The organism is Pseudomonas sp. Root562, assembly GCF_001427125.1.
Lineage (GTDB): Bacteria > Pseudomonadota > Gammaproteobacteria > Pseudomonadales > Pseudomonadaceae > Aquipseudomonas.
The window spans coordinates 66681-90078 of record NZ_LMGK01000023.1; the positions used below are offsets into that span (position 1 = coordinate 66681).

Sequence of the window (23398 nt, forward strand, 5' to 3'; positions counted from 1 at the left end):
CCGCTCATGGCAGTCGGTTGCGCAACGCGGCAACCACGTTGAAGGTTTGGTTACTGACCCGGTTGTTCGGATCGGTGAGGGTCAAACTCAATCGCACGCTGCGGATGCGTGCCGGGTCGGACGGGTTGCTGCTGTAACTGGAAGCCGACGAGTCGGCAGCAGAGCTGGCAAGGCCAAAGCTCACATTGAAGGCGCTGACGTTGTCCACCAGGACCTGCTGGGCCGGCGTGCCTCGGCCTACACCCATGGTCAACTGGCCGTTCTTCAAGCTGTAGATCAACCGTCGAATCGGGAATGCCAGCTGCCCCGAAGCCGGCGCGCGCAGGTCGCTGTATGCCGTTGCAGTGTTTCGACAGTCGGATATCACCGTCCAGGTCGGCGTCCCGCCGCTGCTTCCGACATCCGCCGTTACCAGAGTCAGCTTGAGGTTGGCGTTATCCCAACTGATCGGTGTGATTTGTGCCGCGTTGAAATCACCCGGCGTACTGGCGTCCGTGATCGTCCCCAGACAACCGAACATGCCCACCATGCGGATTTCCTGAATCATCTTGCTCAGCACGAAACGCGCGTCTTCCTGCATCGCAGCGGCGGCGTTCTGGCTGACGTAGGTGTTTTTCGACGCGATGAAAATCTGCACCACGCCCAGGACCACCACCAGACTCAAAGCCAGGGCGACCAGCAATTCGATCAGGCCGAAGCCTCTTTGCCGGCGGATCATGGCGTCGATACCGGGTCAACGGTGGCACGGCTGGTGAGGACGAAACTGCGACGTGCATTGGCGCTATTGGCGGCCCTGGAGTCATCCCAAGTGATGGTGATGGTATAAACCCGCTGATTGAGTGCGATGCTGCCCGTGGCGGTGGGACCGCCGAAATTGACGATATTGCTGGTGAAGTCGTACAGATCCTGGTCCCGGGCTACGTTGAGGTTGCCGGAAGTCGGAGGTGTCACGGTATAATCGGCAGCGGAGTTGGCGCGGATACGGTCCATCATGTCGTAGGCGATGAAACTGGCCTGGCTGGTCATCCGCGCACTGTCGGTGTATTTCAGCGCATTCAATTGAAAAGCTGCCGCCCCCAACAGCCCGACGCTCAATATCAACAACGCAACCAGAACTTCGATCAATGTCATGCCGTCCTGTGCATGCTTGCTCCATGGCCTCATCCGCAATTTCCACCCAATAGAATTCGTCCGTTCAAACACACATTCAGCGTCCTGCTTTGCGACCCCAGCACATAACTGATCACCACCGCCGTGGACGATGACGCCAGCCCGCCCAGATTGTTGAAATCAATGGGGTTCACCCCTGAGGTTAGCGTCAGAGTCGCTCCGCTGCTCATCGCTGGAACAACCCGCAATACATTGGCCGCAGTGCCAGTACCGTCATAAACCGCTAACTCTCCGGTCCAGACGCCGTCGCCTGCCTTGGGCCGCAGCCGCGTCGTCACGCCTCGGTCGATGGCCTCGAGGCGAGCGAAATTCAGACTGCGTTGCAGGTCGCCGATTTCAGTGTCGGCCTTTGTCGTTTGGGCCGAGCGGGTAAACGCCGGGACGGCCAAAGTGATCAGCACCAGAAAGATCCCCAGCGCGATCAACAACTCGACCAGCGTGAAACCTTTTGAATGATGTTGCATCGGTGCCCTCCGTTGCCGTCGGCTATACCTGCAATTACACGCTAGAACATTCCACCGCCCCAGCGCGGTAGATTTGCCATCAGTCGCGCAGGGAGCGCACAGATCACGCCACTCCAGGGAGGGAGATATCATGCGTCAGCACGGTTTCAGCCTGATTGAACTGCTTATGGGACTGACGATTGTCGGGATTGTTCTGCATTTGGTCAGTCCGGCATTCGCGGCAGTTACCGAATCGAACCTTCGCGAGCAGGCTGCGCAGTCGCTGTACAGTGACATCCGCACCGCCAGAACCGAGGCGATCGCCCGCCATCAAAGCGTGATGATTCATTCCATCAACGGTGACTGGGGCCAGGGTTGGCGAATCATTCTGGATATCAGTGGCAAGGGGCACAAAGACCCCGGCAATCCGCTGCTGGTCGAGCGTCAAAGCGCCACGCCGATGCCGATCGTCGGTAACCGACCTGTCAGCCAGTTCGTGCGTTTCAGCCATCTGGGCGAACCACAGTTCGCCCAGGGAGAATTTCAGGCGGGGACATTACATGTTTGCGCTGCGCGCGAAGCGGTCAGTCAGTATCAGGTGGTACTGGCGCCGAGCGGACGCGTCAGCCTGCGCAGCGCGAAGGCTGAGCAGGCGTTGTGCGCAGAAGGAAAAACGCTTAAAGCAGGGAGCGGACGCGCAGCTCTTTAGGCATGGAGAACGTGATGTTCTCCTCACGACCGGCCAGCTCATCGGCACCGGTAGCGCCCCAGGCCTGCAACTGCTGGATCACGCCGCGCACCAGCACTTCCGGTGCAGAGGCGCCAGCCGTAATGCCGATACGTTCGACACCGTCGAACCAGCTCTTTTGCAGGTCTTCAGCGCCATCAATCAGATAGGCCGGGGTCGACATGCGTTCGGCCAGCTCACGCAGGCGATTGGAGTTCGAGCTGTTCGGGCTGCCGACAACCAACACCACATCGCATTCGTCGGCCAGTTGCTTGACCGCATCCTGACGGTTTTGCGTGGCGTAGCAGATGTCGTCCTTGCGTGGCCCACCGATGGCCGGGAAACGCGTACGCAGGGCATCGATGACGCGACTGGTATCGTCCATGGACAAGGTTGTCTGGGTCACGAACGCCAGTTTCTCGGGGTTATGCACTTGCAGCGCGGCGACATCCTTTTCGTCTTCGACGAGGTAGATCGCGCCACCATTGCTGGCATCGTACTGGCCCATGGTGCCTTCGACTTCCGGGTGCCCGGCGTGGCCGATGAGGATGCATTCGCGACCGTCGCGGCTGTAGCGTGCGACTTCGATGTGCACCTTGGTCACCAGCGGGCACGTGGCATCGAATACTTTCAGGCCACGGCCGGCAGCTTCGGTGCGCACCGCCTGGGAAACACCGTGGGCACTGAAGATCACGATCACGTCGTCCGGTACCTGATCCAGCTCCTCGACAAAGATCGCGCCACGGTTGCGCAGGTCTTCGACGACAAATTTGTTGTGGACCACTTCATGGCGCACATAGATCGGCGGCCCGAAGACTTCCAGGGCGCGGTTGACGATTTCGATCGCCCGGTCCACACCGGCGCAGAAGCCACGGGGATTGGCGAGTTTGATTTGCATGCTGTGCCTCGTGTCTTGCGCGCAAGAAGTTAGATCATTACAAACCTGTAGGAGCAAAGCTTGCTCGCGAAAGCGGCAGATCAGTCGACATCAATGCTGGATGTGATGACGCCTTCGCGAGCAAGCTTCGCTCCTACAGTTGACCGAATCCGGTCAGTTACAGCGCTTTGACGGAGATGATTTCCACGTCAAAGGTCAACGTCTTGCCAGCCAGCGGATGGTTGAAGTCGATGGTCACTTGCGCGTCATCGAACTCTTTGACCACACCCGGCAATTCAGTATTGGCCGCATCGTTGAAGATCACCAGCAATCCTGGCGACAGGTCCATGTCCTGGAACTGTGAGCGCGGGATGATCTGCACGTTTTGCGGGTTAGGCTGGCCAAAAGCGTTTTCCGGCTCGATGCTCAGGGTACGCTTGTCGCCCGCCTTGAAACCGAACAGTGCCGCTTCGAAACCTGGCAACAGGTTGCCATCACCGACCTTGAAGGTCGCCGGGGCTTTGTCGAAGGTGCTGTCCACCGTGTCGCCGTTCTCCAGGCGCAATGCGAAATGCAAGGTGACTTCCGTGTTCTGGCCGATGCGTTGCTCAGCCAATACCTGTTCAGTCATGAACGGTTTCTCCGGTCTTTTTACTTTTGAACATATCCAGTGCCAGCATTACCGCACCGACCGTAATTGCACTGTCGGCAAAGTTGAACGCCGGGAAGTACCAGCGGTTTTGCCAGTGCACCAGGATGAAATCGATCACATGGCCCAGGGCAATGCGGTCATACAGGTTGCCCAGCGCGCCACCGAGCACCAGCGCCAGCGCAACCGCCAGCCAGGTCTCGTTACGCCCCAGACGCTTGAGCCACACCACCAGCACCGCACTCACCCCAATCGCGATCAGGGCAAACAACCAGCGCTGCCAGCCGGAGCTGTCGGCCAGAAAGCTGAATGCCGCGCCAGTGTTGTAGGCCAGGGTCCAGCTGAAGTAATCGGGAATGATCACGATCTGCTGGTACATCTCGAGCCTGCCTTCGAAGTAGAACTTGCTGGCCTGGTCGATGACCAGAACCAGCAAGCTCAACCAGAGCCAGCCCAGTCGCCCGAAGCGACCAACGGCATTAGGCATAGTGACGAACCTCGCCGGCGCCGCTGATGTTGTCGACGCAACGACCGCAAATTTCCGGATGTTCCGGGTTCACGCCGACATCTTCACGGCAGTGCCAGCAACGGGCGCACTTGGCGTGGGCCGATTTGACGATTTTCAGTTTCAGGCCGCTGACTTCGGTGACCACTGCGTCGGCAGGCGCCTGTACGAACGGCGCAACGCTGGCGGTCGAAGTGATCAACACGAAGCGCAACTCGTTGCTCAGCTTGGCCAGGTCGGCGCTCAGGGCGTCTTCGGCGAACAGCGTCACTTCGGCTTGCAGGTTGCCACCGACGGCCTTGGCCGCACGCTGGATTTCCATTTCCTTGTTGACCGCCACCTTCACTTCCATGATGCGATCCCAGTAGGCGCGACCCAGTTCGAAGCCTTCCGGCAGTTCGGTCAGACCTTCGTACCAGGTGTTGAGCATGACCGATTCGTTACGCTCGCCCGGCAGGTACTGCCACAGCTCGTCGGCGGTGAACGCCAGGATCGGCGCGATCCAGCGCACCAGCGCTTCGCTGATGTGGAACAGCGCGGTCTGGCACGAACGACGGGCCTTGCTGTCGGCGCCAGTGGTGTACTGGCGATCCTTGATGATGTCGAGGTAGAAACCACCCAGCTCCTGCACGCAGAAGTTGTGGATCTTCGAGTACACGTTCCAGAAACGGTACTCGCCGTAGTGCTCTTGCAACTCGCGTTGCAGCAGCAGGGTACGGTCCACGGCCCAACGGTCCAGCGCGAGCATTTCTTCAGCCGGCAGCAGGTCGGTGGCCGGGTTGAAACCGGTCAGGTTGGAAAGCAGGAAGCGCGCGGTGTTACGGATACGCCGGTAGGCGTCCGCACTGCGTTGCAGGATCTGCTCGGATACCGCCATTTCACCGGAGTAATCGGTAGACGCGACCCACAGACGCATGATGTCGGCGCCCAGTGTGTCGTTGACCTTTTGCGGTGCGATCACGTTGCCCAGGGACTTGGACATCTTGCGGCCGGACTCGTCGACGGTGAAACCGTGGGTCAGCAGCTCGCGGTACGGCGCGTGGTTGTCGATGGCGCAACCGGTCAGCAGCGACGAGTGGAACCAGCCACGGTGCTGGTCCGAACCTTCCAGGTACAAGTCGGCGCGCGGGCCGCTCTCGTGGCCCATCGGGTGCGAACCGCGCAGGACGTGCCAGTGCGTGGTGCCCGAGTCGAACCAGACGTCGAGGGTGTCGCTGATCTTGTCGTACTGCGGCGCTTCGGCGCCCAGCAGCTCGGCGGCGTCCAGCTTGAACCAGGCTTCGATGCCTTCGACTTCGACGCGCTTGGCGACTTCTTCCATCAGCTCGACGGTGCGTGGGTGCAGCTCGCCGCTTTCCTTGTTCAGGAAGAACGGGATCGGCACGCCCCAGTTGCGCTGACGGGAAATGCACCAGTCCGGACGGTTGGCGATCATCGAGTGCAGGCGCGCCTGGCCCCAGGCCGGGACGAACTTGGTGTCTTCGATGGCTTTGAGCGAGCGCACACGCAGGGTGTCGCCGCTGGTGGGCTCTTTGTCCATGCCGATGAACCACTGCGCAGTGGCGCGGTAGATCAGCGGGGTCTTGTGGCGCCAGCAGTGCATGTAGCTGTGTTCGATGACAGTGGTGTGCAGCAGCGCGCCGACTTCGGCCAGCTTGTCGACGATGGCCGGGTTGGCCTTCCAGATGAACTGGCCGCCGAAGAACTCCAGCGATGGCACGTACACGCCGTTGCTTTGCACTGGATTGAGGATGTCGTCGTTGACCATGCCGTATTTCTTGCAGGTCACGAAGTCGTCCACGCCGTAGGCTGGCGCGGAGTGAACCACGCCAGTGCCTGCGCCCAGTTCAACGTAATCAGCCAGATAAACCGGCGACAGACGGTCGTAGAACGGGTGACGGAAGTTGATCAGTTCCAGTTGTTTACCGGTGGTGGTCGCGACGACCGAGCCTTCAACGCCATAGCGCGCAAGGCAGGCCTCGACCAGTTCTTCAGCCAATACCAGCAGCTTGTCGCCGATGTCGACCAGCGCGTAGTTGAATTCCGGGTGAACGTTCAGCGCCTGGTTGGCCGGGATGGTCCACGGGGTGGTGGTCCAGATCACGATCGACGCAGGTTTGGCCAGCGACGGCAGACCGAAAGCGGCAGCCAGCTTGGCTTCATCGGCAATCGGGAACGCGACGTCGATGGTCGAAGACTTCTTGTTCTCGTACTCGACTTCCGCTTCAGCCAGGGCCGAACCGCAGTCGAAGCACCAGTTTACGGGCTTGAGGCCCTTGAACACGAAACCGCCCTTGACGATTTCAGCCAAGGCACGGATTTCACCGGCCTCGTTCTTGAAGTCCATGGTCTTGTACGGGTTGGCGAAGTCGCCCAACACGCCCAGACGGATGAATTCGGATTTCTGGCCTTCGATCTGCTCGGTGGCATAAGCCCGGCACAGTTCGCGGGTTTTGTCCGCGCCCAGGTTCTTGCCGTGGGTCACTTCGACTTTGTGTTCGATCGGCAGACCATGGCAGTCCCAGCCAGGAACATACGGCGCATCGAAGCCCGACAGGGTCTTCGAGCGGATGATCATGTCCTTGAGAATCTTGTTCAGTGCGTGACCGATGTGGATCGTGCCGTTGGCGTACGGAGGGCCGTCGTGCAAGACGAACTTCGGACGATCCTTGCCAATCTCGCGCAACTTTCCGTACAGGCCAATACTGTCCCAGCGCTGCAGAATCTGCGGTTCGCGCTGTGGCAGGCCGGCCTTCATTGGGAAGGCGGTGTCCGGAAGGTTTAGCGTGGCTTTATAGTCGGTCATTTAAGGCTCTTCATTAGCGATTGGCGCTAGGTGCGACAGGGCACGGGCGGCGGCGACATCCGCATTGATCGCCGTCTTAAGCGCCTCCAGAGAGGCGAAACGCTGCTCTTCACGCAGCTTTTGGTGGAAAACCACCGTCATACGCCGGTCATACAGATCGCCGGCAAAATCTAAAAGATGAACTTCGAGATGGGCTTTGCCATCCCCCTGAACCGTAGGTCGAACGCCGATATTGGCGACACCCGGCCAGGTCTTGCCATCGAGGTCGACGCTGACCAGGTAAACGCCTGTCAGCGGCACACGACGGCGCTTGAGTTGAATGTTGGCAGTGGGCGTACCCAGTTGGCGCGCCAGTTTCTGGCCATGCAACACGCGACCGGCAATCCGGTACGGGCGCCCGAGCAGACGTTCAGCGAGGGCAAAATCGGCAGCCGCCAGTGCGTTACGCACCTGGGTACTGCTGACGCGAATGCCATCGAGCTCGACGGTCTGCGCCGCTTCAACGGTGAAGCCCTGCATGACGCCGGCCTGTTGCAGGAAATCGAAATCGCCTACCCGGTCACAGCCGAAACGGAAGTCGTCACCGACTTCAAGGTGCTGTACACCGAGGCCGTCCACCAGAATGGTATCGACGAATTCGCTGGCGCTGAGTTTGCTCAGGCGATGGTTAAACGCCAGGCACAAGACCCGGTCGACGCCTTCGCCAGCCAGCAGCTGCAGTTTGTCACGCAGGCGGGCCAGACGGGCCGGTGCGGTGTCCGGAGCGAAAAACTCTCGCGGCTGCGGCTCGAAAATCACCACGCAGCTGGGCACGCCCAACTCGAGCGCACGCTCACGCAGCCGCGCCAGGATAGCCTGGTGGCCACGGTGTACACCGTCAAAGTTGCCAATAGTGGCGACACAGCCCCGATGCTGGGGGCGCAGATTGTGGAGGCCTCGAACCAGCTGCATAACGCGCTTCTTGCTCATAAAGTGGTCGATTATAACCACACCCGGCGGCCGACGACAGGCAACACCGTATCCCAAAGTAATCGAGCCGACAGAAATGCCGGCCCGTGCCGTTTTTTCATGACAGATATCGAGGTTTTATCCTCAGCCCAACGCCTTGCGGTTGAAGTCGCGCAAACGGAAGCCCATCAACATTAACATGCCGAAATAGGCAACCACACCGGCAACCACCAAAGCTCCGAGACGCAGGAAACGCTCAAGCATCTGCCCTTCGCCCCAGGCCGGCATAAAGTGCATCCCGGCCAGCAATACGCCGGACATCACCACCACCGCAATCACCAGCTTGAAGCCGAACTTTGCCCAGCCCGGTTGCGGCTGATACATCTGCTGCTTGCGCAATTGATAGAAAAGCAGCCCGGCATTCAGACAGGCCCCAGCGCTGATGGCGAGCGCCAGGCCGGCGTGCGCCAGCGGGCCGATCAGCAACAGGTTGAACAGCTGAGTGACCACCAGAGTGAAAATTGCGATTTTTACCGGCGTGCGGATGTTTTGTTGCGCATAAAAGCCCGGCGCCAGCACTTTGATCACGATGATCCCGAGCAAACCGACGGAATAGGCGATCAACGCACGCTGGGTCATGGCGGCGTCATGGGCATCGAACTGACCGTACTGGAACAGCGAAACCGTGAGCGGTTCGGCCAGAATCGCCAATGCCAGAGCGCAAGGCAGCACCAGCACAAAGCACAGTCGCAACCCCCAATCAAGAATGCGTGAGTATTCCTGGCGATCCTTGCTGGCGTAGGTCTTGGCCAGGGTCGGCAGCAGGATTGTCCCCAGCGCCACACCCAACACACCGGACGGCAATTCCATCAAACGATCGGCGTAATACATCCAGGACACGGAACCTGCGACCAGGAACGAAGCGAAAATAGTGTTGATGATCAGCGAGATCTGACTCACCGACACCCCGAGAATCGCCGGCAGCATCTGCTTCATTACTCGCCAGACACCGGTGTCGCGCAAATTCAGGCGCGGCAGCACCAGCATGCCGATTTTTTTCAGATGCGGCAGTTGATAGAGCAGCTGCGCAAGACCACCCACCAACACCGCCCAACCCAGTGCCATTACCGGCGGATCGAAATACGGGGTCAGGAACAGCGCGAAGACAATCATGCTGACATTGAGCAGCGTCGGCACGAACGCCGGCACCGAAAAACGGTTCCAGGTATTGAGGATTGCGCCTGCCAGCGATGAAAGGGAGATCAGCAATATGTAAGGAAAGGTCACCCGCAACAGGTCAGTGGTGAGCTCGAATTTTTCCGGGGTATCGGTAAAACCCGGTGCTGTTACCCAGATGACCCATGGCGCAGCCAATATGCCCACCGCAGTGACCAACGCCAGCACCAGTGTCAGCAGGCCCGAAACGTAAGCAATGAATGTTCGCGTCGCCTCATCGCCCTGCTGACTTTTGTATTCGGCGAGAATCGGCACGAAGGCCTGGGAAAACGCGCCCTCGGCGAAAATCCGTCGCAACAGGTTTGGCAGCTTGAAGGCGATGAAAAAGGCGTCGGTCGCCATTCCCGCGCCGAATGCCCGCGCAATGAGGGTGTCTCGAACGAACCCGAGAACCCGGGAAAGCATCGTGATAGAGCTGACGGCGGCCAACGATTTGAGCAGATTCATTGAAAGAGTTTGTGCCTGTCGATAAACAGCAGGCGAACAATGCGCCTACTTATGCGATACTCCGCGCCGCAACAGCACAGAGCCAAAGCTCGCGAGTTTACAGGTCGCACGCTGGAAAGAAATATCCAGAGGTGTAGTACCTACCACTTAGCGGAACGTCTCAACCGCCCTTGACAAGACCTCAACTCATCGGCATGATTCGCGGCCTATTTTGTTTGCTATTTCCTAAAAAGTCTTTCGAGGAGCTCGACGGTGGCCAACTCACCTTCCGCCAAAAAACGTGCAAAACAGGCTGAGAAGCGTCGCAGCCACAACGCCAGCCTGCGTTCCATGGTTCGTACCTACATCAAGAATGTAGTTAAAGCCATCGACGCAAAAGACGCTGAAAAAGCTCAAGCTGCTTACGTTCTGGCTGTGCCAGTTATCGACCGCATGGCCGATAAAGGCATCATCCACAAGAACAAGGCTGCTCGCCATAAGAGCCGCCTGAATGGCCACGTTAAGGCCCTGAACGTTGCCGCTGCTGCCTAAGCGACTCGTTCATTAAAAAACCGACCTCAGGGTCGGTTTTTTATTGCCTGCGATTTGGTGCGCATCAATCCACACCTTCGCGGGCAAGCCCCACCCTGCAGGAGCGAGGCCTGGCCACGAAGACAATCTTCAAATCACTGCTGAGCCCACGGCAAGATCGGGATCGCCGTCACCGCATTCTGCGGACTGCCTTCGATCAAGCGATCGCTGTACACCAGATACACCAGCGTATTGCGCTTCTTGTCGAGGAAACGCACCACCTGCATGGTTTTGAACACCAGCGACGTGCGCTCCTTGAACACCTCGTCGCCATCCTTGAGCTCACCCTTGAAACTGATCGGCCCCACCTGGCGACAAGCGATGGACGCTTCGGCACGATCTTCAGCCAAGCCAAGACCCCCCTTCACGCCGCCCGTCTTGGCGCGCGACAGATAGCAGGTCACACCTTCGACCTTGGGATCATCAAACGCCTCGACGACGATCCGGTCATTCGGGCCGACGAATTTGAACACCGTCGACACTTGACCAATCTCCTCGGCCGAAGCCAACAACGGCATTGCCAACAGCAGCCCCAACAATCCTTTTGCCACGCGCATTCAGGTATTCCTTCAGACCAGAATCAGGTTATCGCGGTGAACCAGTTCCGGTTCCGCCATGTAACCCAACAGACCGACAATCGCATCAGACGACTGACCGATGATTTTTTGTGCTTCCAGCGCGCTGTAGTTGGCCAGGCCACGGGCAATCTCACGACCGTCCGGCGCCACGCAAACCACCATTTCGCCGCGACGGAAACTGCCCTGGACCAGCTTGACCCCAACCGGCAACAAGCTTTTATTGCCCTTAGACAACGCCGTCACAGCCCCCGCATCGAGCACCAGGGTGCCACGGGTTTGCAGATGCCCGGCCAGCCATTGCTTGCGCGCCGCCAGCATGCCGCGCTCCGGCGAGAGCAAGGTGCCAATGCGCTCGCCAGCCTTGAGGCGATCCAGCACACGCTCAAGACGCCCACCAACGATGATGGTATGCGCCCCGGAACGCGCCGCCAGACGCGCCGCGCGCAGCTTGGTCTGCATGCCGCCACGACCCAGCGCACCACCCGTACCACCCGCCACCGCATCAAGTGCGGGATCATCGGCGCGCGCTTCGTAGATCAGCTGTGCATCGGGATTGTTGCGCGGATCGGCGTCGAACATGCCGTCGCGATCGGTCAGGATCACCAGCAAATCAGCCTCGACCAGGTTGGCCACCAGCGCCGCCAGGGTATCGTTGTCGCCGAAACGGATTTCGTCGGTGACCACGGTGTCGTTCTCGTTGATGACAGGGATCACTTTCAGCTCAACCAGCGCACGCAAGGTACTGCGGGCGTTGAGGTAGCGCTTGCGGTCAGACAAGTCGTCGTGGGTCAGGAGAATCTGCGCCGTGTGCCGACCATGCTCGGCAAAGCTCGACTCCCAGGCCTGCACGAGCCCCATCTGACCGATTGCCGCAGCGGCCTGGAGTTCGTGCATTGCACTGGGTCGGGAGGTCCAGCCCAGACGGCTCATACCGGCCGCCACCGCCCCGGAGGACACCAGCACCAGCTCGACGCCCGCCTCATGCAGGGCCACCATCTGCTCTACCCAGACACCCATTGCCGCGCGATCCAGGCCTTTGCCGTCCGCCGTCAGCAAAGCGCTGCCGATCTTCACGACCCAACGCTGCGCACCTGTCACCTTGCTCCGCATCATCTTCAACCTTTGCTTTGAGGACAGCGCGACCTGGCACTGCCCGTGACGTTATTCGTGGTTATTCGTGGTTATTCGTGGTTATTCGTGGTTATGAGTGACCATCGACGATTTCCAGATACTAAAACGCCGCTCGATTGAGCGGCGCTTAAGTTTATCGCAACGAATCAGTCACGCACGTAAATGATTTCCGGACCGTCTTCGTCATCCACATCTTCTTCATCCCAATCATCGTCACCGATGTCATGGACCGACTTCACGCCACTGCGACGCAGAGCACGCTGATCGTCCAGCGCCTGCAGCTGGGCACGCGCCTCATCTTCAATGCGCTGATCGAGATCGGCCAATTCTTCCTTGTAGGCCGGGTCGTTGGCCAGGCGATCGGCGCGATCTTCCAGGTAACGCATGATGTCGTGGCACAGACGCTCGGTGTTCTGCTTGGCGATGGCCGAGATCACATAGACCGGACCGGTCCACTCCAGACGATCGACGATCTCCTTGACGCGAGCATCGTGCTCTTCATCGAGGATCTGGTCGCACTTGTTCAGGATCAACCAGCGATCGCGCTCAGCCAGCGACGGACTGAATTTGGTCAGCTCGTTGACGATGACTTCGGCGGCGTCCGGAGCGCTGGTTTCATCCAGTGGCGCCATGTCGACGAGGTGCAGCAACAGACGGGTACGCGACAAGTGCTTGAGGAAGCGAATCCCCAGACCCGCGCCATCGGAAGCGCCTTCGATCAGACCCGGGATGTCCGCGACCACGAAGCTTTTCCAGCGATCGACGCTGACCACCCCCAGGTTCGGCACCAGGGTTGTGAACGGGTAATCGGCCACTTTCGGCTTGGCGGCCGATACCGAACGGATAAAGGTACTTTTACCAGCGTTCGGCAAGCCCAGCAGACCGACGTCCGCGAGCACTTTCATTTCCAGCTTCAGGTCACGCTGCTCACCCGGCTTGCCCGGCGTAGTCTGGCGTGGCGCACGGTTGGTACTGGATTTGAAACGGGTGTTGCCCAGGCCGTGCCAGCCACCATGAGCCACCATCAGCTTCTGGCCGGCCTTGGTCAGGTCGCCGATCACTTCTTGAGTGGCAGAGTCGATCACCGTGGTACCCACAGGTACACGCAGGATCAGATCCTCGCCCTTCTTGCCGGTGCAGTCGGTGCTGCCGCCGTTGGAGCCACGCTCGGCATCGAAGTGCCGGGTGTAACGGTAGTCGACCAGGGTGTTGAGGTTCTCGTCGGCCATCATGTAGATGGAACCGCCATCACCGCCATCACCGCCGTTAGGGCCACCGTTTTCGATGAATTTTTCGCGACGGAAACTCATGCAGCCATTGCCGCCGTCACCGGCCTTTACTCGAATCGATACTTCATCAACAAACTTCATAACAAACGCCTCTCGCCATACGGACGAGCCGAAAAACAATCAAGACATAAGACTCTTGCAAAAATGAGCGCAGCGACCCCAAACCACGACACCTACATCGTACGCCGACAGCCCATACAAACAGCTTTGCAAGAGACTCACCCCACAAACGAAAAAGCCCCGTCGCGAGACAGGGCTTTTCCAGCGATCGCGCAATTAAGCTGCGACTACGCTCACGTAACGACGACCGAAGGCGCCTTTTACTTCGAACTTGATCACGCCTTCGACTTTAGCGAAGAGGGTGTGATCCTTACCCATGCCAACGCCGTAGCCAGCGTGGAATTGGGTGCCGCGCTGACGCACGATGATGTTGCCTGCTTTGATAGCCTGGCCGCCATACATCTTCACGCCAAGGCGTTTGGCTTCTGAGTCGCGACCGTTACGGGTACTACCACCAGCTTTTTTGTGTGCCATGAGTTCAATTCTCCTAGTGAGGAATTAGGCTGAAATTAAGCCTGAATACCGGTGATTTTGATCTCGGTGTACCACTGGCGGTGGCCCATACGCTTCATGTGGTGCTTACGACGACGGAACTTGATGATGCGGACTTTATCGTGACGACCTTGGGAGATCACTTCAGCCACAACGGTAGCGCCAGCAACAACTGGAGCACCGATATTCACGTCGTCACCGTTGGCAACCAACAGAACGCGATCAAAGGTAACGGATTCGCCGGTAGCGATTTCCAGTTTTTCGATCTTCAGGTATTCACCTGGGGCGACTTTGTACTGCTTGCCGCCAGTAACGATTACTGCATAAGACATGGTATTTCTCCGATAATCCTGCTCACCCAGCTCTTTATAAGAAGAGGTATTGGCTGGCATGGCTGCATGGGGCTGGAAGGCCCGCTTGCAATTGCGTAAGGCAGGTGCTGCCCAGGAAGTTCAGGGTGCGCGATTGTACGCAAGGCACGAGCGCCTTGCAATAGGCCGTCCATCGCGCCTTGACAGGCCCGGACGTGGGTCCTAGCATGCCGCGCAACCCTTCTGGAGCGACTGTCGCTGATGCAACCCCAAGCTTTCTACCGCGCGGTGGCGGACGATTTTAGCGCCGTCGACGGCATCATCAAGAAGCAGCTGACTTCCCGAGTGCCGCTGGTATCGAAAATCGGCGATTACATTACCTCGGCCGGCGGCAAGCGCCTGCGTCCTTTATTGGTGCTGCTGTCTGGCAAGGCCCTGGGACGTGAAGGCGATGACCTGCGACTGCTGGCCGCCACCATCGAATTCCTGCACACCGCTACCTTGCTGCATGACGACGTGGTCGATATGTCCGGCATGCGCCGAGGCCGCTCGACCGCCAACGCCATGTGGGGCAATGCACCCAGCGTACTGGTCGGCGACTTCCTGTATTCGCGTTCATTCGAAATGATGGTCGAACTGGGCTCCATGCCCGTGATGAAGATCCTTTCGCAAGCCACGCGCATCATCGCCGAAGGCGAAGTCTTGCAGCTGTCGAAGGTTCGTGACGCCAGCACCACCGAAGAAACCTACATGGAAGTCATCCGCGGCAAAACCGCGATGCTCTTCGAAGCCTCGACCCACAGCGCCGCCGCCTTGGCCGGCGCAACGCCCGAGCAGAGCGAAGCACTGCGCATGTTCGGCGATCACCTGGGCGTGGCTTTCCAACTGGTCGACGACCTGCTCGACTATAAAGGCGATGCCGAAACCCTGGGCAAGAACGTCGGTGACGATCTGGCCGAAGGCAAGCCGACCCTGCCGCTGATCTACACCATGCGCGAAGGCACGCCGGAACAGGCCGCCCTGGTGCGCAAGGCGATCCAGAAAGGCGGCATCGAAGACCTGGAGAGCATCCGCGTAGCCGTGGAAGCCTCGGGCTCGCTGGAATACACCGCACAACTGGCTCGCGATTATGTGGCCCGAGCGATCAAATGCCTCGAAGTGCTGCCGCCGAGCGAGTATCGCGATGCGCTGGTTGAACTGAGCGAGTTTTCGGTAGCCCGCACGCACTGATACTCCCTTCGTAGGAGCGAGGCTTGCCGCGAAGGCAATTTGTCAGTCAAATTGATGTCGACTGGTAGATCGCCTCCGCGGACAAGCTTCGCCCCTACAATTCAGGTGTCGCCCCTCACCCGCTAAAAACCCTATACAATGTGCGCTTTTTAGCGATCCTGAATCCAAGGAGCCTTAGTGAGCACGTTGCCACCCTGCCCGAAATGCAATTCCGAATACACCTATGAAGACGGCGCCCAGCTGATCTGCCCTGAGTGCGCCCACGAATGGTCCGCCACCGGCGAAGCCGAAGCGGCATCCGATGACGCGGTGAAAAAGGATTCGGTCGGCAACGTCCTGCAGGACGGCGACACCATTACCGTGATCAAGGACCTCAAGGTCAAGGGCACGTCCCTGGTGGTCAAGGTCGGCACCAAGGTCAAGAACATCCGCCTGTGCGATGGCGATCACGACATCGACTGCAAGATCGACGGCATCGGCCCGATGAAACTCAAATCCGAGTTCGTCAGAAAAGTCTGATATTGCTGTATTCCATCCCGCGCCAAGCGTGGGATGGTGCTTCGCCCTCTCCCGTCCCACCCAGCAATTTTACGCAATAGCCAAAGGCCAGCCGTTTTGACCTTACGCAATCTTTGCCCGGAAAAAAGCGCAAACCTCTAATCGATCCTTGCTATTTATTGAATAGGAATTATTCTCATTGAAAACCATCAATGGAGATGAGAACCCATGACTTATTTGATCGATGCCTGGCTGGATCGCCCGCACCCTTACCTCAGGATCCTTCATCGGGAAACCGGGGAAGTCTGTGCCGTACTGGAAGAGGAAGCGTTGAACGAACTTCAGGATCAGGGTGACCTGGACCTCAACGGCTTGAGCTCAAGCGAGCCTGTGGTGCTCAAGGAAGTGGTGCGCAACCTGTTTCTGTTCTGCTATGCCCGAGCATTGCGCCCGACACACGAGTTGCACCACAAGATAGAAGTATGAAAAACGCCGCAAGACTCTGTAGGAGCGAGCCTGCTCGCGAAAAACTCAAAGACACCGCGTTCATTCAGAATGCCCGCGTCATCGTTGACGCCCATCGCGAGCAGGCTCGCTCCTACAGGAAATCGGCCTTACAGAACGTCGAGCAGTTCGACGTCGAACACCAGAACGCTGTGCGGCGGAATGCTGCCAACGCCTTGAGCGCCGTAAGCCAGTTCACTCGGCACGTACAGGCGCCATTTGCTGCCGGCATTCATCAGTTGCAGGGCTTCGGTCCAGCCAGCGATCACGCCGCCAACCGGGAATTCTGCAGGCTGGCCACGCTCGTAGGAGCTGTCGAACACAGTGCCGTCGATCAGGGTACCGTGGTAGTGAGTACGCACGGTGTCTTCACGGGATGGCTTGGCGCCTTCACCGGCAGTCAGTACTTCGAACTGCAGGCCGGAGGCCAGGGTGGTGATGCCGTCACGCTTGGCGTTTTCAGCCAGGAAGGCCAGGCCTTCGCCAGCGGCCGCTTCAGCCTTGGCTGCTGCTTCGGCTTGCATGATTTCGCGAATCACCTTGAAGCTCGCGGACATTTCTTCCTGGCCGACACGGCTAGGCAGACCGGCAAACGCGTCGGTCAGGCCGGCCAGGATCGCGTCCAGGCTGACGCCCGGTGGCGGGTTGTCGCGCAGTTGGTCGCCCAACTGACGGCCGATACCGTAGCTGACGCGTGTTTCGTCGGTGGACAGATTTACTTCGGACATGACACTGCTCCGCTGTGCGGACGGCCCGGGAACTTGCCGTGCGTGCACAGCGCGTCCCGGAACGCCCGGAACCAAAAGGGCCAGCAGACTAGCACAGTTGCCATAGCGTTGATCAGGGGCATCAGCCCTGATGCGGTGAACGCTGCTCGATCGGCACTTTCAGGCTTTCTTCAATGCCACCCAGCCCGCACATCTCGTCATGCACCAGAGTGTGCACCAGATTGAAGTTCAGCTTGGGAAAGGAGCGCAGCACATCACGGGCGTGCTCCACTGATCGCAGGTGCATCATGTGGCCGTGGGTATCGCTCAACGGATACGCCGCGCCATGCATCCGTGCCTCCAGCAAATAGATGCCTCCCTCCAGCGAGATCAGGTTCAGCTCATCGACCTTCCCGGCGACGGCATAAGCATTCAACTCTTGCAGGTTCATGAAACACACCTCACGCATTGGCGAACCAAGACATCTACAGGCATATGCCTCGGCACCTCAAAGCACAAGCCAAAAACGACGCCGCCCGTCTGTTTCTGCAACAGACGGGCGGCGGCACAGCGATCAGCAACAGGTGATCAGTGCTTGGTCACTTTATCCAGGTAACCCATGGCGAACGCTGACACGACGAAGGTCATATGGATGATCACGTACCACTGCAAATGCTCGGGATCGACATTTTTGGCGTCCATGAAGATGCGCAGCAGGTGGATGGACGAAATGGCCACGATGGAGGCGGCCACTTTCATCTTCAGCGACGAAGAGTCCATGGTACCCAGCCAGTTGAGCTTTTCCTTGCTGTCGTCGATGTCCAGTTGCGAGACGAAGTTTTCGTAACCGGAAATCATCACCATCACCAGCAAACCGCCCACCAGCGCCATGTCGATCAACGACAGCAGAACCAGAATCAGGTCCGATTCGGCCATCGAAAATACATTGGGTATGACGTGGAAGACTTCCTGGAAAAATTTAAGCGCCAGCGCCAACAACCCAAGGGACAAGCCAAAGTAGATCGGCGCCAGCAACCAGCGGGATGCGTACATTGCGTTTTCGATAAAGCGTTCCATTGAATCTCACAGGTGGTCTGAAAATGGACGCGAGTATAACAGCCACCTGCCCTTCCTCAGAAGCGGCCATAAACCACCGGGAATCTGCCACCTGCGCGGTGTGTGGCAACGTTTTCTGCTAGTGTCCAGATCATTGATATTGCCGTGATATCGGACAGGAAGACTGGAAATGGATGTGCGACTACCCCTGACGAGTGCCGGAATCTGCCTGGCCGTGCTGCTGAGCGGCTGTTCGCCCAGCGAAGAGAAACGCCAGGTGAGCCTCGAGGAAAAGACTGCGCAGTTCGAAAAATCGCTGGATGCGATCGAGGATCCGAAACTCAAGGATGCCGTGGCCGAGCTCGGCGGTTCGCTGCTGTTGCTTGAACGGGCGCAACTCAAGCTCGACAGCAAACCATTGGAAACCGAGTACGGCGAAGACGTCCTCGCCGTGCTAAAGCACTACCCCACGCCACAAGCGCTGGTCGATACCTACATCAACGGCCTGTTCGTACTGCATAAAGATTCCAGTTCAGATTACCTGACCGACCTGCAGCCGGTATTCCCCTTCAATTTCAGTATTCCGGCGGCCTTCATTTTCCCTCATGGGCTGCAATGGCAGTCGGTGACCCTGAGCAATAAACGGGTGATAGCCTTTCAGCCGGAATGGTCGGAAACCGATCCCGGCATTCAGTTGAGTCCGTCGAGTTCAAACCTGACCAACCCTGATGACCTGACGGTGGCCTATCCCTTCATCGACGGGCTCGACGTCGACATCAAGAATCAGCCTCAGCCGGTCAGCCTGCAAGGCACGGTGGAGGTCATCGCACCTCGCCGGCTCTATAGCTTCGACCTGACGAAAAAGGACGAGGGCCAGACCCGCACCAATGACAACCTGAGCGTCACCTTGATCAAGCTGGGCACCAACTATGCCGAAGTCGAGTTCAGCAACAGTGCGCCACAAGCCCCCGAGATCGGGGAAACCCCGCTGAACCCATTGATCGTCCAGGCCCGGGACGCCACCGGGCAATTTCTCTCACGCTCTGGCTCAATCAACGAAACCGCTACACAAATCGCCTTCTACCAAAAGCAGCTGGCGAAGATGCAGCAACAAAAGGTCTGGAGCGAGGCGCTGGAAAAACAACTCGATGATGAGCAACGCAACTTCGAGAAACAACAAACCCACCGTTATTCAAAAGTGTATTTCAACGGTCCCATCGAAACCCTCGAAGTCAGCCTGCTGGACTTCTCGAGCGCCACGGTGACCCGCAAGGACTTGAACCTGCCGGTACGCCGTTTCGACCGCAGCACCACGGACAAGGCCATCCAACCGCTGAACCTGCCGGTGGTGGTATATGACGACCAGGCCTCGACATGGCTCAAGGGGGCAACGCTGACTGAGGAACAACTGAAAAAAGGTGTGAGCATCAGCCAATCGGTCGAAGACCCCAGCGCCGCGCGAATCGAATTCAATCACTTGAGAAGCTTCAATGACGAGTTGCTGGGGACGTCATTCAACCCCGGTGAAAGCCCGGTCAGTTTCTTCACCGAGGACAGCCGTGGCAAACGAGATGAACCCATTGAATTGCCACCGCAGGCCTATCAGGTCGACCCATTACGCGGCAGCATCACCTACGATCTGAACCTGTTCCCGGAAACACCGGCTTATGTGGTGGGCTCCATACCGTTGTTTCTTGCGACCATCGACAAAAAGACCTTCGATGCCCATCAATTGCCCAAGGGGCTGGAGTTCAAAGGCAATACGCTAGTGGTGGATCTCAAGAAATTTCCCGAACAGGACTGGCGCTTTTTCACCAAGGATGAGAGCGGCAATTACCTCAAGGAAATTCTAGCGGTCAATCATCTCGCGAGCGCAGAAGGGCCGGCGCTGTTTGCCGTGCATTACTTCTATGGGCAGCCCACACGCCTGGAGACCTATCAACGAACTGACCTCGCCACCGTGCCCTACGGTTTCGAGGTCAGACTCGACAAGGCCGACTTGAGCAAACTGCCCGAATAGCAGAAGTCAGTGTTCGGGACGAAATTCGAAGCCACCCACGTTACGGCAGCGGCCGCCATTGATTTCCCGCAGCTGGGCTTGCAGATGCAGGCACCAGATTTGCGGATCATCGGCCAGCTCATAGCCGTGCAGTGTCAGGCTTTCAACAATGGTGTCGAGGATGGTTTCAGCCGCAAAGGGGCCATGGAACGGGCCTTGGGCTTTGATGGCTGAAGGTTGCTCGCCAGCCATTCCGGCGGCGAAGAGCAAGGTCCACATCCCCGTATCCCCGGCCAGCGGCTTGATGGCGCATTCGATACGGGTCACGAGACCCAGGCATTGACGAGTGAGGCAGAGGTTGCGCGACATGGCGGCGACCCTCGGTCGATCCGGTATTCAGCCCTCATGGGAAAGGCTGTTTCGATCCAGTGATTACTGTCCTTGTCCTTGAGCAGAGAATAGAAGAAAAGAACGAGTTGCAGACCAATCGACACCAGAAGGCGCCGAATGGTCATAGTGTGAATATTGACGCCAGAGTGATGGCGTTTTTTTGTTGAATACACCGTGTAAAAATGCAGAAGCGAGCCTGCTCGCGATGGCGGTGTGCCAAACAACATAATGTTGAATGTCAGTCCGCTTTCGCGAGCAGGCTCGCTCCTACAGTGGATCGGTGCGAAGTTCAGGCTTGCATCAAGCCGGTTTGGCCTCCACCAACGCCTCGATCGCCATTTCCTTCTCGGCTTCCTTCAGGTCGTCCTCGTTGATCATCTCCGCGATGACCCGCAAGCGCTCCACCACCCGCGCGTTGACGCTGCCTTCAGGGAATTCGCCATTCTCGTCCGGCTCACCCGCAGGCTCACCCACCAGCAGGCTCAACGCCTCATCGGCCTGGCGTACCGCATAAACGTGGAATTGCCCGGCGCGCACCGCCGCCAGCACTTTTTCATCCAGCATCAGCGTGGCGACGTTGGCCTGGGGAATGATCGCCCCCTGCTCGCCCGTCAACCCGCGGGCTTCGCACAGACGGAAGAAGCCTTCGATCTTCTCGTTGACTCCTCCCACTGCCTGTACTTCACCGAACTGGTTGATCGAACCGGTAATCGCAAAGCACTGCTTGAGTGGGGTTTTCGACAAGGCCGAAATCAGTGTGCATGCCTCACCGAGTGAAGCGCTGTCGCCATCCACATAACCGTAGGACTGCTCAAGGGCGATACTGGCGGAAATGGCCAACGGGAATTCCTGGGCGTAACGGCTGCCCAGGTATCCGGTGAGGATCATCACGCCTTTGGAGTGAATGGGCTGGCCGAGGTTGACCTCGCGCTCGATGTCGACGATGCCGCTGCCCCCCGGGTACACCGTGGCGGAAATCCGCGCCGGCACGCCGAAGGCCGAATCGCCGACCTCCAGCACCGTCAAGCCGTTGCACTTGCCGACAGCCGCGCCATCGGTATCGATCAGGATGATCCCCGCCAGCATGTCATCGAGAATCCGCGCTGACACGCGCCCGGTGCGGGTAGCCTTGGCTTTGAGCGCACGTTCGATGTGCCCGGCGTCGGTCATTTCATCGCCAGCCAGATGGCGAATGAAATCCGCCTCGCTGACCAATTGGAACAAATCACCAATACGCGCCGACAAGCGCCCCTGATGCTCGGCCAGACGCGCACTGTAGGTCGCCAGACGTGCAACCGCATCGGCGGTCAGCGGCGCCATGCCTTCCTCGGAAGTGCGGGTTTTGAGCAACTGGGCGAACTGTTCCAGGCTCTCGTCGACCATCGGGATGTCTTCGTCGAAGTCCACCAGCACGCGGAACATTTCCTGGAAGTCCGGATCGAGGTCCTGCAGCGTGTAATACAGCGAACGGGCACCAATGATGACGACTTTGACCTGCAAAGGAATGTGCTGCGGGTTCAGCGTGACAGTGGCGAAACGGCCCATTTCGCCCAGCGGCGATTCCATTTTCAGTTTGCGCGATTGCAGGGCTCGCTTCAGCGCATCCCACACGAAAGGCTCGCTGAGCATTTTTTCCGCTTCGAGAATCAGGAAACCGCCATTGGCGCGATGCAGTGCACCCGGGCGTAATTGCCGATAGGTGGTGTACAGCGCGCCCTGATCGGTGCTGTATTCAATGCGGCCGAACAGGTTTTCGTAGGTCGGGTGCGGTTCAAACACCACGGGCGCGCCGCCACTGGCCGAATGGCCGACCACCAGGCTCGGTGCGTATTGTTCCTCGAGCAATTTGCGGGCGACGGCGTCGGTCTTGCTGTCGTCTACCAATTGCTCGACCACGGTCTTGAGCAGATACACCTGCATCGCTTGCAAATACCCGCACACGGCGGCGTTCTCGGCGTACTTCTCCGACAACGGCGACAGCAGCGGCTGCAGGGCCAGGGTGATGGTTTCTTCGTTGAGGTGGCGCAGTTGATTGCTCGATTCACGCTTCCATTGCGGCAGGCTGGCGAGCTCTTCGTTCAAGCGCTCCTCCAAAGCCGAGATGTCGTCGTGGAATCGATCGCGTTCGGCTTCCGGCAACTGCGCGAACTCCGCTTCGTCCAACGCCTTGCCTTCGCTCATCGGTGTGAAGGCGATGTTGCTGGCATCGCGGTACAGCGCGACTTCCTTTTCCAGGGCCAGGCGCTCGATCACGTCCAGCGCCTTGTCATAGCGCTGGTTGAAGGCGCGGTCGATGGCGCTTTTTTTCTGCTGGTAGGACGGGTGTTCGAACACCGCTGGAAAAGTCGCCAGCAGGTTATCGATCAAGCCGTTGATATCCCCCATGAAGGCACCGGCGGTGCCCGACGGCAGTTCCAGGGCACGCGGCTCGCGCGGCTCATCGAAATTATTGACGTAGACCCAGTCCGCCGGGGTCTGCAGGCGCTTGCCTTCGGCTTTCAGGTAGCGTTTGACGAAGGAGAACCGGCCGGTGCCGGGCTCGCCCATGACGAACACGTTGTAACCGGGGCGTGGCATGGCCACACCGAACTGCAAGGCTTCGACCGCACGTTCCTGGCCAAGCACACCGCGAAAGGGCTCCAGATCATTGGTGGTAGAGAAGCTGAACTGTTCAGCGGAAAACGGACGGGTCAGCGCTTCGGGCGCTAGACGCAAGCTGGCAGCAACAGGATCAGGCATCGGGCTTCCTTACATCAGGCGGGGCAGATAGCGGCA

The 23398-nt window shown here is 58.6% G+C and carries 25 protein-coding genes; 6 read left to right on the forward strand and 19 right to left on the reverse strand.

Going from position 1 to position 23398, the window contains the following annotated elements; all coding sequences use genetic code 11:
- Positions 1-4: 4 nt before the first annotated feature.
- From ASD60_RS19885 to ASD60_RS19895, 3 genes are read right to left on the reverse strand one after another with little or no spacing between them, the layout of a single operon-like run.
- The gene (locus ASD60_RS19885) at positions 5-718 is read right to left on the reverse strand and encodes a PilW family protein (protein ID WP_056855658.1); all 714 of its coding nucleotides are present in this window, start codon (positions 716-718) and stop codon (positions 5-7) included.
- A complete protein-coding gene (gene pilV, locus ASD60_RS19890; protein WP_056855659.1) occupies positions 715-1164 on the reverse strand; it encodes a type IV pilus modification protein PilV in 450 nt (149 codons plus the stop codon). Before pilV ends, ASD60_RS19885 begins: the two co-directional genes overlap by 4 nt.
- Complete coding sequence (locus ASD60_RS19895; protein WP_056855660.1) at positions 1161-1634, reverse strand: GspH/FimT family pseudopilin; 474 nt, start codon at positions 1632-1634, stop codon at positions 1161-1163. The genes pilV and ASD60_RS19895 overlap by 4 nt, the downstream gene beginning before the upstream one ends.
- A gap of 130 nt (positions 1635-1764) precedes the next feature.
- Between ASD60_RS19895 and ASD60_RS19900 the strand changes: the two genes are divergently transcribed.
- Positions 1765-2322, forward strand: a complete 558-nt coding sequence (locus ASD60_RS19900; RefSeq protein ID WP_056855661.1) for a GspH/FimT family pseudopilin — start codon at positions 1765-1767, stop codon at positions 2320-2322.
- On the opposite strand, the gene ispH is transcribed toward ASD60_RS19900, so the two are convergent.
- From ispH to murJ, 6 genes are all read right to left on the reverse strand, one after another.
- Positions 2291-3238 carry a 4-hydroxy-3-methylbut-2-enyl diphosphate reductase gene (gene ispH / locus ASD60_RS19905; RefSeq protein WP_056855662.1) on the reverse strand — a complete coding sequence of 316 codons (948 nt, stop codon included), beginning with the start codon at positions 3236-3238 and terminating at the stop codon, positions 2291-2293. The two genes, ASD60_RS19900 and ispH, sit on opposite strands and share 32 nt — an antisense overlap.
- A gap of 157 nt (positions 3239-3395) precedes the next feature.
- Entirely contained in the window at positions 3396-3833 is a 438-nt protein-coding gene (gene fkpB / locus ASD60_RS19910) for an FKBP-type peptidyl-prolyl cis-trans isomerase (protein ID WP_172668667.1), read from the reverse strand.
- 7 nt (positions 3834-3840) lie between these two features.
- Positions 3841-4353 carry a signal peptidase II gene (lspA, locus tag ASD60_RS19915; RefSeq protein ID WP_056855663.1) on the reverse strand — a complete coding sequence of 171 codons (513 nt, stop codon included), beginning with the start codon at positions 4351-4353 and terminating at the stop codon, positions 3841-3843.
- Positions 4346-7177, reverse strand: coding sequence for an isoleucine--tRNA ligase (ileS, locus tag ASD60_RS19920; protein WP_056855664.1), 2832 nt, complete (start codon positions 7175-7177; stop codon positions 4346-4348). Before ileS ends, lspA begins: the two co-directional genes overlap by 8 nt.
- Positions 7178-8128: a bifunctional riboflavin kinase/FAD synthetase gene (gene ribF / locus ASD60_RS19925; RefSeq protein ID WP_056855665.1), complete on the reverse strand. Its 951-nt coding sequence runs from the start codon at positions 8126-8128 to the stop codon at positions 7178-7180.
- Between the two features lie 141 nt (positions 8129-8269).
- Positions 8270-9808: a murein biosynthesis integral membrane protein MurJ gene (murJ, locus tag ASD60_RS19930; protein WP_056855666.1), complete on the reverse strand. Its 1539-nt coding sequence runs from the start codon at positions 9806-9808 to the stop codon at positions 8270-8272.
- 252 nt (positions 9809-10060) lie between these two features.
- On the opposite strand from murJ, the gene rpsT reads away from it, so the two are divergent.
- Entirely contained in the window at positions 10061-10339 is a 279-nt protein-coding gene (rpsT, locus tag ASD60_RS19935; protein ID WP_020798646.1) for a 30S ribosomal protein S20, read from the forward strand.
- A gap of 134 nt (positions 10340-10473) precedes the next feature.
- Here rpsT and ASD60_RS19940 read toward each other — a convergent pair whose 3' ends face one another.
- The 5 genes from ASD60_RS19940 to rplU form a co-directional block, all read right to left on the reverse strand.
- Positions 10474-10935: a CreA family protein gene (locus ASD60_RS19940; RefSeq protein ID WP_056855667.1), complete on the reverse strand. Its 462-nt coding sequence runs from the start codon at positions 10933-10935 to the stop codon at positions 10474-10476.
- A 12-nt stretch (positions 10936-10947) separates the two neighbouring features.
- The gene (proB, locus tag ASD60_RS19945) at positions 10948-12066 is read right to left on the reverse strand and encodes a glutamate 5-kinase (RefSeq protein WP_056855668.1); all 1119 of its coding nucleotides are present in this window, start codon (positions 12064-12066) and stop codon (positions 10948-10950) included.
- Between the two features lie 167 nt (positions 12067-12233).
- Positions 12234-13457, reverse strand: a complete 1224-nt coding sequence (gene cgtA / locus ASD60_RS19950; RefSeq protein WP_056855669.1) for an Obg family GTPase CgtA — start codon at positions 13455-13457, stop codon at positions 12234-12236.
- A 195-nt stretch (positions 13458-13652) separates the two neighbouring features.
- Positions 13653-13910 (reverse strand): 50S ribosomal protein L27, encoded by a 258-nt coding sequence (gene rpmA, locus ASD60_RS19955; protein WP_003281574.1) that lies wholly within the window; start codon positions 13908-13910, stop codon positions 13653-13655.
- A 35-nt stretch (positions 13911-13945) separates the two neighbouring features.
- Positions 13946-14260, reverse strand: a complete 315-nt coding sequence (rplU, locus tag ASD60_RS19960; RefSeq protein ID WP_003176051.1) for a 50S ribosomal protein L21 — start codon at positions 14258-14260, stop codon at positions 13946-13948.
- A 240-nt stretch (positions 14261-14500) separates the two neighbouring features.
- Here rplU and ASD60_RS19965 point away from each other — a divergent pair, with 240 nt between their 5' ends.
- The 3 genes from ASD60_RS19965 (at position 14501) to ASD60_RS19975 (ending at position 16453) form a co-directional block, all read left to right on the forward strand.
- Complete coding sequence (locus ASD60_RS19965) at positions 14501-15469, forward strand: polyprenyl synthetase family protein (RefSeq protein WP_056855670.1); 969 nt, start codon at positions 14501-14503, stop codon at positions 15467-15469.
- 177 nt (positions 15470-15646) lie between these two features.
- Positions 15647-15988: a zinc ribbon domain-containing protein YjdM gene (locus ASD60_RS19970; RefSeq protein ID WP_028624609.1), complete on the forward strand. Its 342-nt coding sequence runs from the start codon at positions 15647-15649 to the stop codon at positions 15986-15988.
- A gap of 207 nt (positions 15989-16195) precedes the next feature.
- Positions 16196-16453 carry a PA4570 family protein gene (locus ASD60_RS19975; RefSeq protein WP_056855671.1) on the forward strand — a complete coding sequence of 86 codons (258 nt, stop codon included), beginning with the start codon at positions 16196-16198 and terminating at the stop codon, positions 16451-16453.
- Positions 16454-16581: 128 nt separating this feature from the next.
- Here ASD60_RS19975 and ASD60_RS19980 read toward each other — a convergent pair whose 3' ends face one another.
- The 3 genes from ASD60_RS19980 to ASD60_RS19990 all read right to left on the reverse strand — a co-directional run bounded on the left by ASD60_RS19980 (position 16582) and on the right by ASD60_RS19990 (position 18255).
- A complete protein-coding gene (locus ASD60_RS19980) occupies positions 16582-17199 on the reverse strand; it encodes an FKBP-type peptidyl-prolyl cis-trans isomerase (protein WP_056855672.1) in 618 nt (205 codons plus the stop codon).
- Between the two features lie 121 nt (positions 17200-17320).
- The gene (locus ASD60_RS19985; RefSeq protein ID WP_056855673.1) at positions 17321-17629 is read right to left on the reverse strand and encodes a DUF6482 family protein; all 309 of its coding nucleotides are present in this window, start codon (positions 17627-17629) and stop codon (positions 17321-17323) included.
- Between the two features lie 137 nt (positions 17630-17766).
- The gene (locus ASD60_RS19990; RefSeq protein WP_007970904.1) at positions 17767-18255 is read right to left on the reverse strand and encodes a TIGR00645 family protein; all 489 of its coding nucleotides are present in this window, start codon (positions 18253-18255) and stop codon (positions 17767-17769) included.
- Positions 18256-18424: 169 nt separating this feature from the next.
- Between ASD60_RS19990 and ASD60_RS19995 the strand changes: the two genes are divergently transcribed.
- A complete protein-coding gene (locus ASD60_RS19995; RefSeq protein ID WP_056855674.1) occupies positions 18425-20254 on the forward strand; it encodes a hypothetical protein in 1830 nt (609 codons plus the stop codon).
- 6 nt (positions 20255-20260) lie between these two features.
- Here ASD60_RS19995 and ASD60_RS20000 read toward each other — a convergent pair whose 3' ends face one another.
- Both ASD60_RS20000 and ASD60_RS20005 read right to left on the reverse strand, forming a co-directional pair.
- Positions 20261-20602, reverse strand: coding sequence for a PA4575 family protein (locus tag ASD60_RS20000; RefSeq protein ID WP_056855675.1), 342 nt, complete (start codon positions 20600-20602; stop codon positions 20261-20263).
- A gap of 321 nt (positions 20603-20923) precedes the next feature.
- A complete protein-coding gene (locus tag ASD60_RS20005) occupies positions 20924-23362 on the reverse strand; it encodes a Lon protease family protein (protein ID WP_056855676.1) in 2439 nt (812 codons plus the stop codon).
- Positions 23363-23398: the final 36 nt, after the last annotated feature.

Excerpts from the sequence above, each read along its gene's own strand:
- cgtA (WP_056855669.1), bottom strand. The coding sequence starts at position 13,457 with ATGAAGTTTGTTGATGAAGTATCGATTCGAGTAAAGGCCGGTGACGGC.
- ASD60_RS19985 (WP_056855673.1), bottom strand. The coding sequence starts at position 17,629 with ATGAACCTGCAAGAGTTGAATGCTTATGCCGTCGCCGGGAAGGTCGAT.
- ASD60_RS19900 (WP_056855661.1), top strand. The coding sequence starts at position 1,765 with ATGCGTCAGCACGGTTTCAGCCTGATTGAACTGCTTATGGGACTGACG.
- rplU (WP_003176051.1), bottom strand. The coding sequence starts at position 14,260 with ATGTCTTATGCAGTAATCGTTACTGGCGGCAAGCAGTACAAAGTCGCC.
- ASD60_RS19980 (WP_056855672.1), bottom strand. The coding sequence starts at position 17,199 with ATGTCCGAAGTAAATCTGTCCACCGACGAAACACGCGTCAGCTACGGT.
- ASD60_RS19895 (WP_056855660.1), bottom strand. The coding sequence starts at position 1,634 with ATGCAACATCATTCAAAAGGTTTCACGCTGGTCGAGTTGTTGATCGCG.
- rpmA (WP_003281574.1), bottom strand. The coding sequence starts at position 13,910 with ATGGCACACAAAAAAGCTGGTGGTAGTACCCGTAACGGTCGCGACTCA.
- ASD60_RS20000 (WP_056855675.1), bottom strand. The coding sequence starts at position 20,602 with ATGTCGCGCAACCTCTGCCTCACTCGTCAATGCCTGGGTCTCGTGACC.
- ASD60_RS19990 (WP_007970904.1), bottom strand. The coding sequence starts at position 18,255 with ATGGAACGCTTTATCGAAAACGCAATGTACGCATCCCGCTGGTTGCTG.
- ASD60_RS19975 (WP_056855671.1), top strand. The coding sequence starts at position 16,196 with ATGACTTATTTGATCGATGCCTGGCTGGATCGCCCGCACCCTTACCTC.
- ASD60_RS19940 (WP_056855667.1), bottom strand. The coding sequence starts at position 10,935 with ATGCGCGTGGCAAAAGGATTGTTGGGGCTGCTGTTGGCAATGCCGTTG.
- ASD60_RS20005 (WP_056855676.1), bottom strand. The coding sequence starts at position 23,362 with ATGCCTGATCCTGTTGCTGCCAGCTTGCGTCTAGCGCCCGAAGCGCTG.
- lspA (WP_056855663.1), bottom strand. The coding sequence starts at position 4,353 with ATGCCTAATGCCGTTGGTCGCTTCGGGCGACTGGGCTGGCTCTGGTTG.
- ASD60_RS19885 (WP_056855658.1), bottom strand. The coding sequence starts at position 718 with ATGATCCGCCGGCAAAGAGGCTTCGGCCTGATCGAATTGCTGGTCGCC.
- ispH (WP_056855662.1), bottom strand. The coding sequence starts at position 3,238 with ATGCAAATCAAACTCGCCAATCCCCGTGGCTTCTGCGCCGGTGTGGAC.
- ASD60_RS19965 (WP_056855670.1), top strand. The coding sequence starts at position 14,501 with ATGCAACCCCAAGCTTTCTACCGCGCGGTGGCGGACGATTTTAGCGCC.
- ribF (WP_056855665.1), bottom strand. The coding sequence starts at position 8,128 with ATGCAGCTGGTTCGAGGCCTCCACAATCTGCGCCCCCAGCATCGGGGC.
- ASD60_RS19995 (WP_056855674.1), top strand. The coding sequence starts at position 18,425 with ATGGATGTGCGACTACCCCTGACGAGTGCCGGAATCTGCCTGGCCGTG.
- ileS (WP_056855664.1), bottom strand. The coding sequence starts at position 7,177 with ATGACCGACTATAAAGCCACGCTAAACCTTCCGGACACCGCCTTCCCA.
- murJ (WP_056855666.1), bottom strand. The coding sequence starts at position 9,808 with ATGAATCTGCTCAAATCGTTGGCCGCCGTCAGCTCTATCACGATGCTT.
- proB (WP_056855668.1), bottom strand. The coding sequence starts at position 12,066 with ATGCGGAGCAAGGTGACAGGTGCGCAGCGTTGGGTCGTGAAGATCGGC.
- pilV (WP_056855659.1), bottom strand. The coding sequence starts at position 1,164 with ATGAGGCCATGGAGCAAGCATGCACAGGACGGCATGACATTGATCGAA.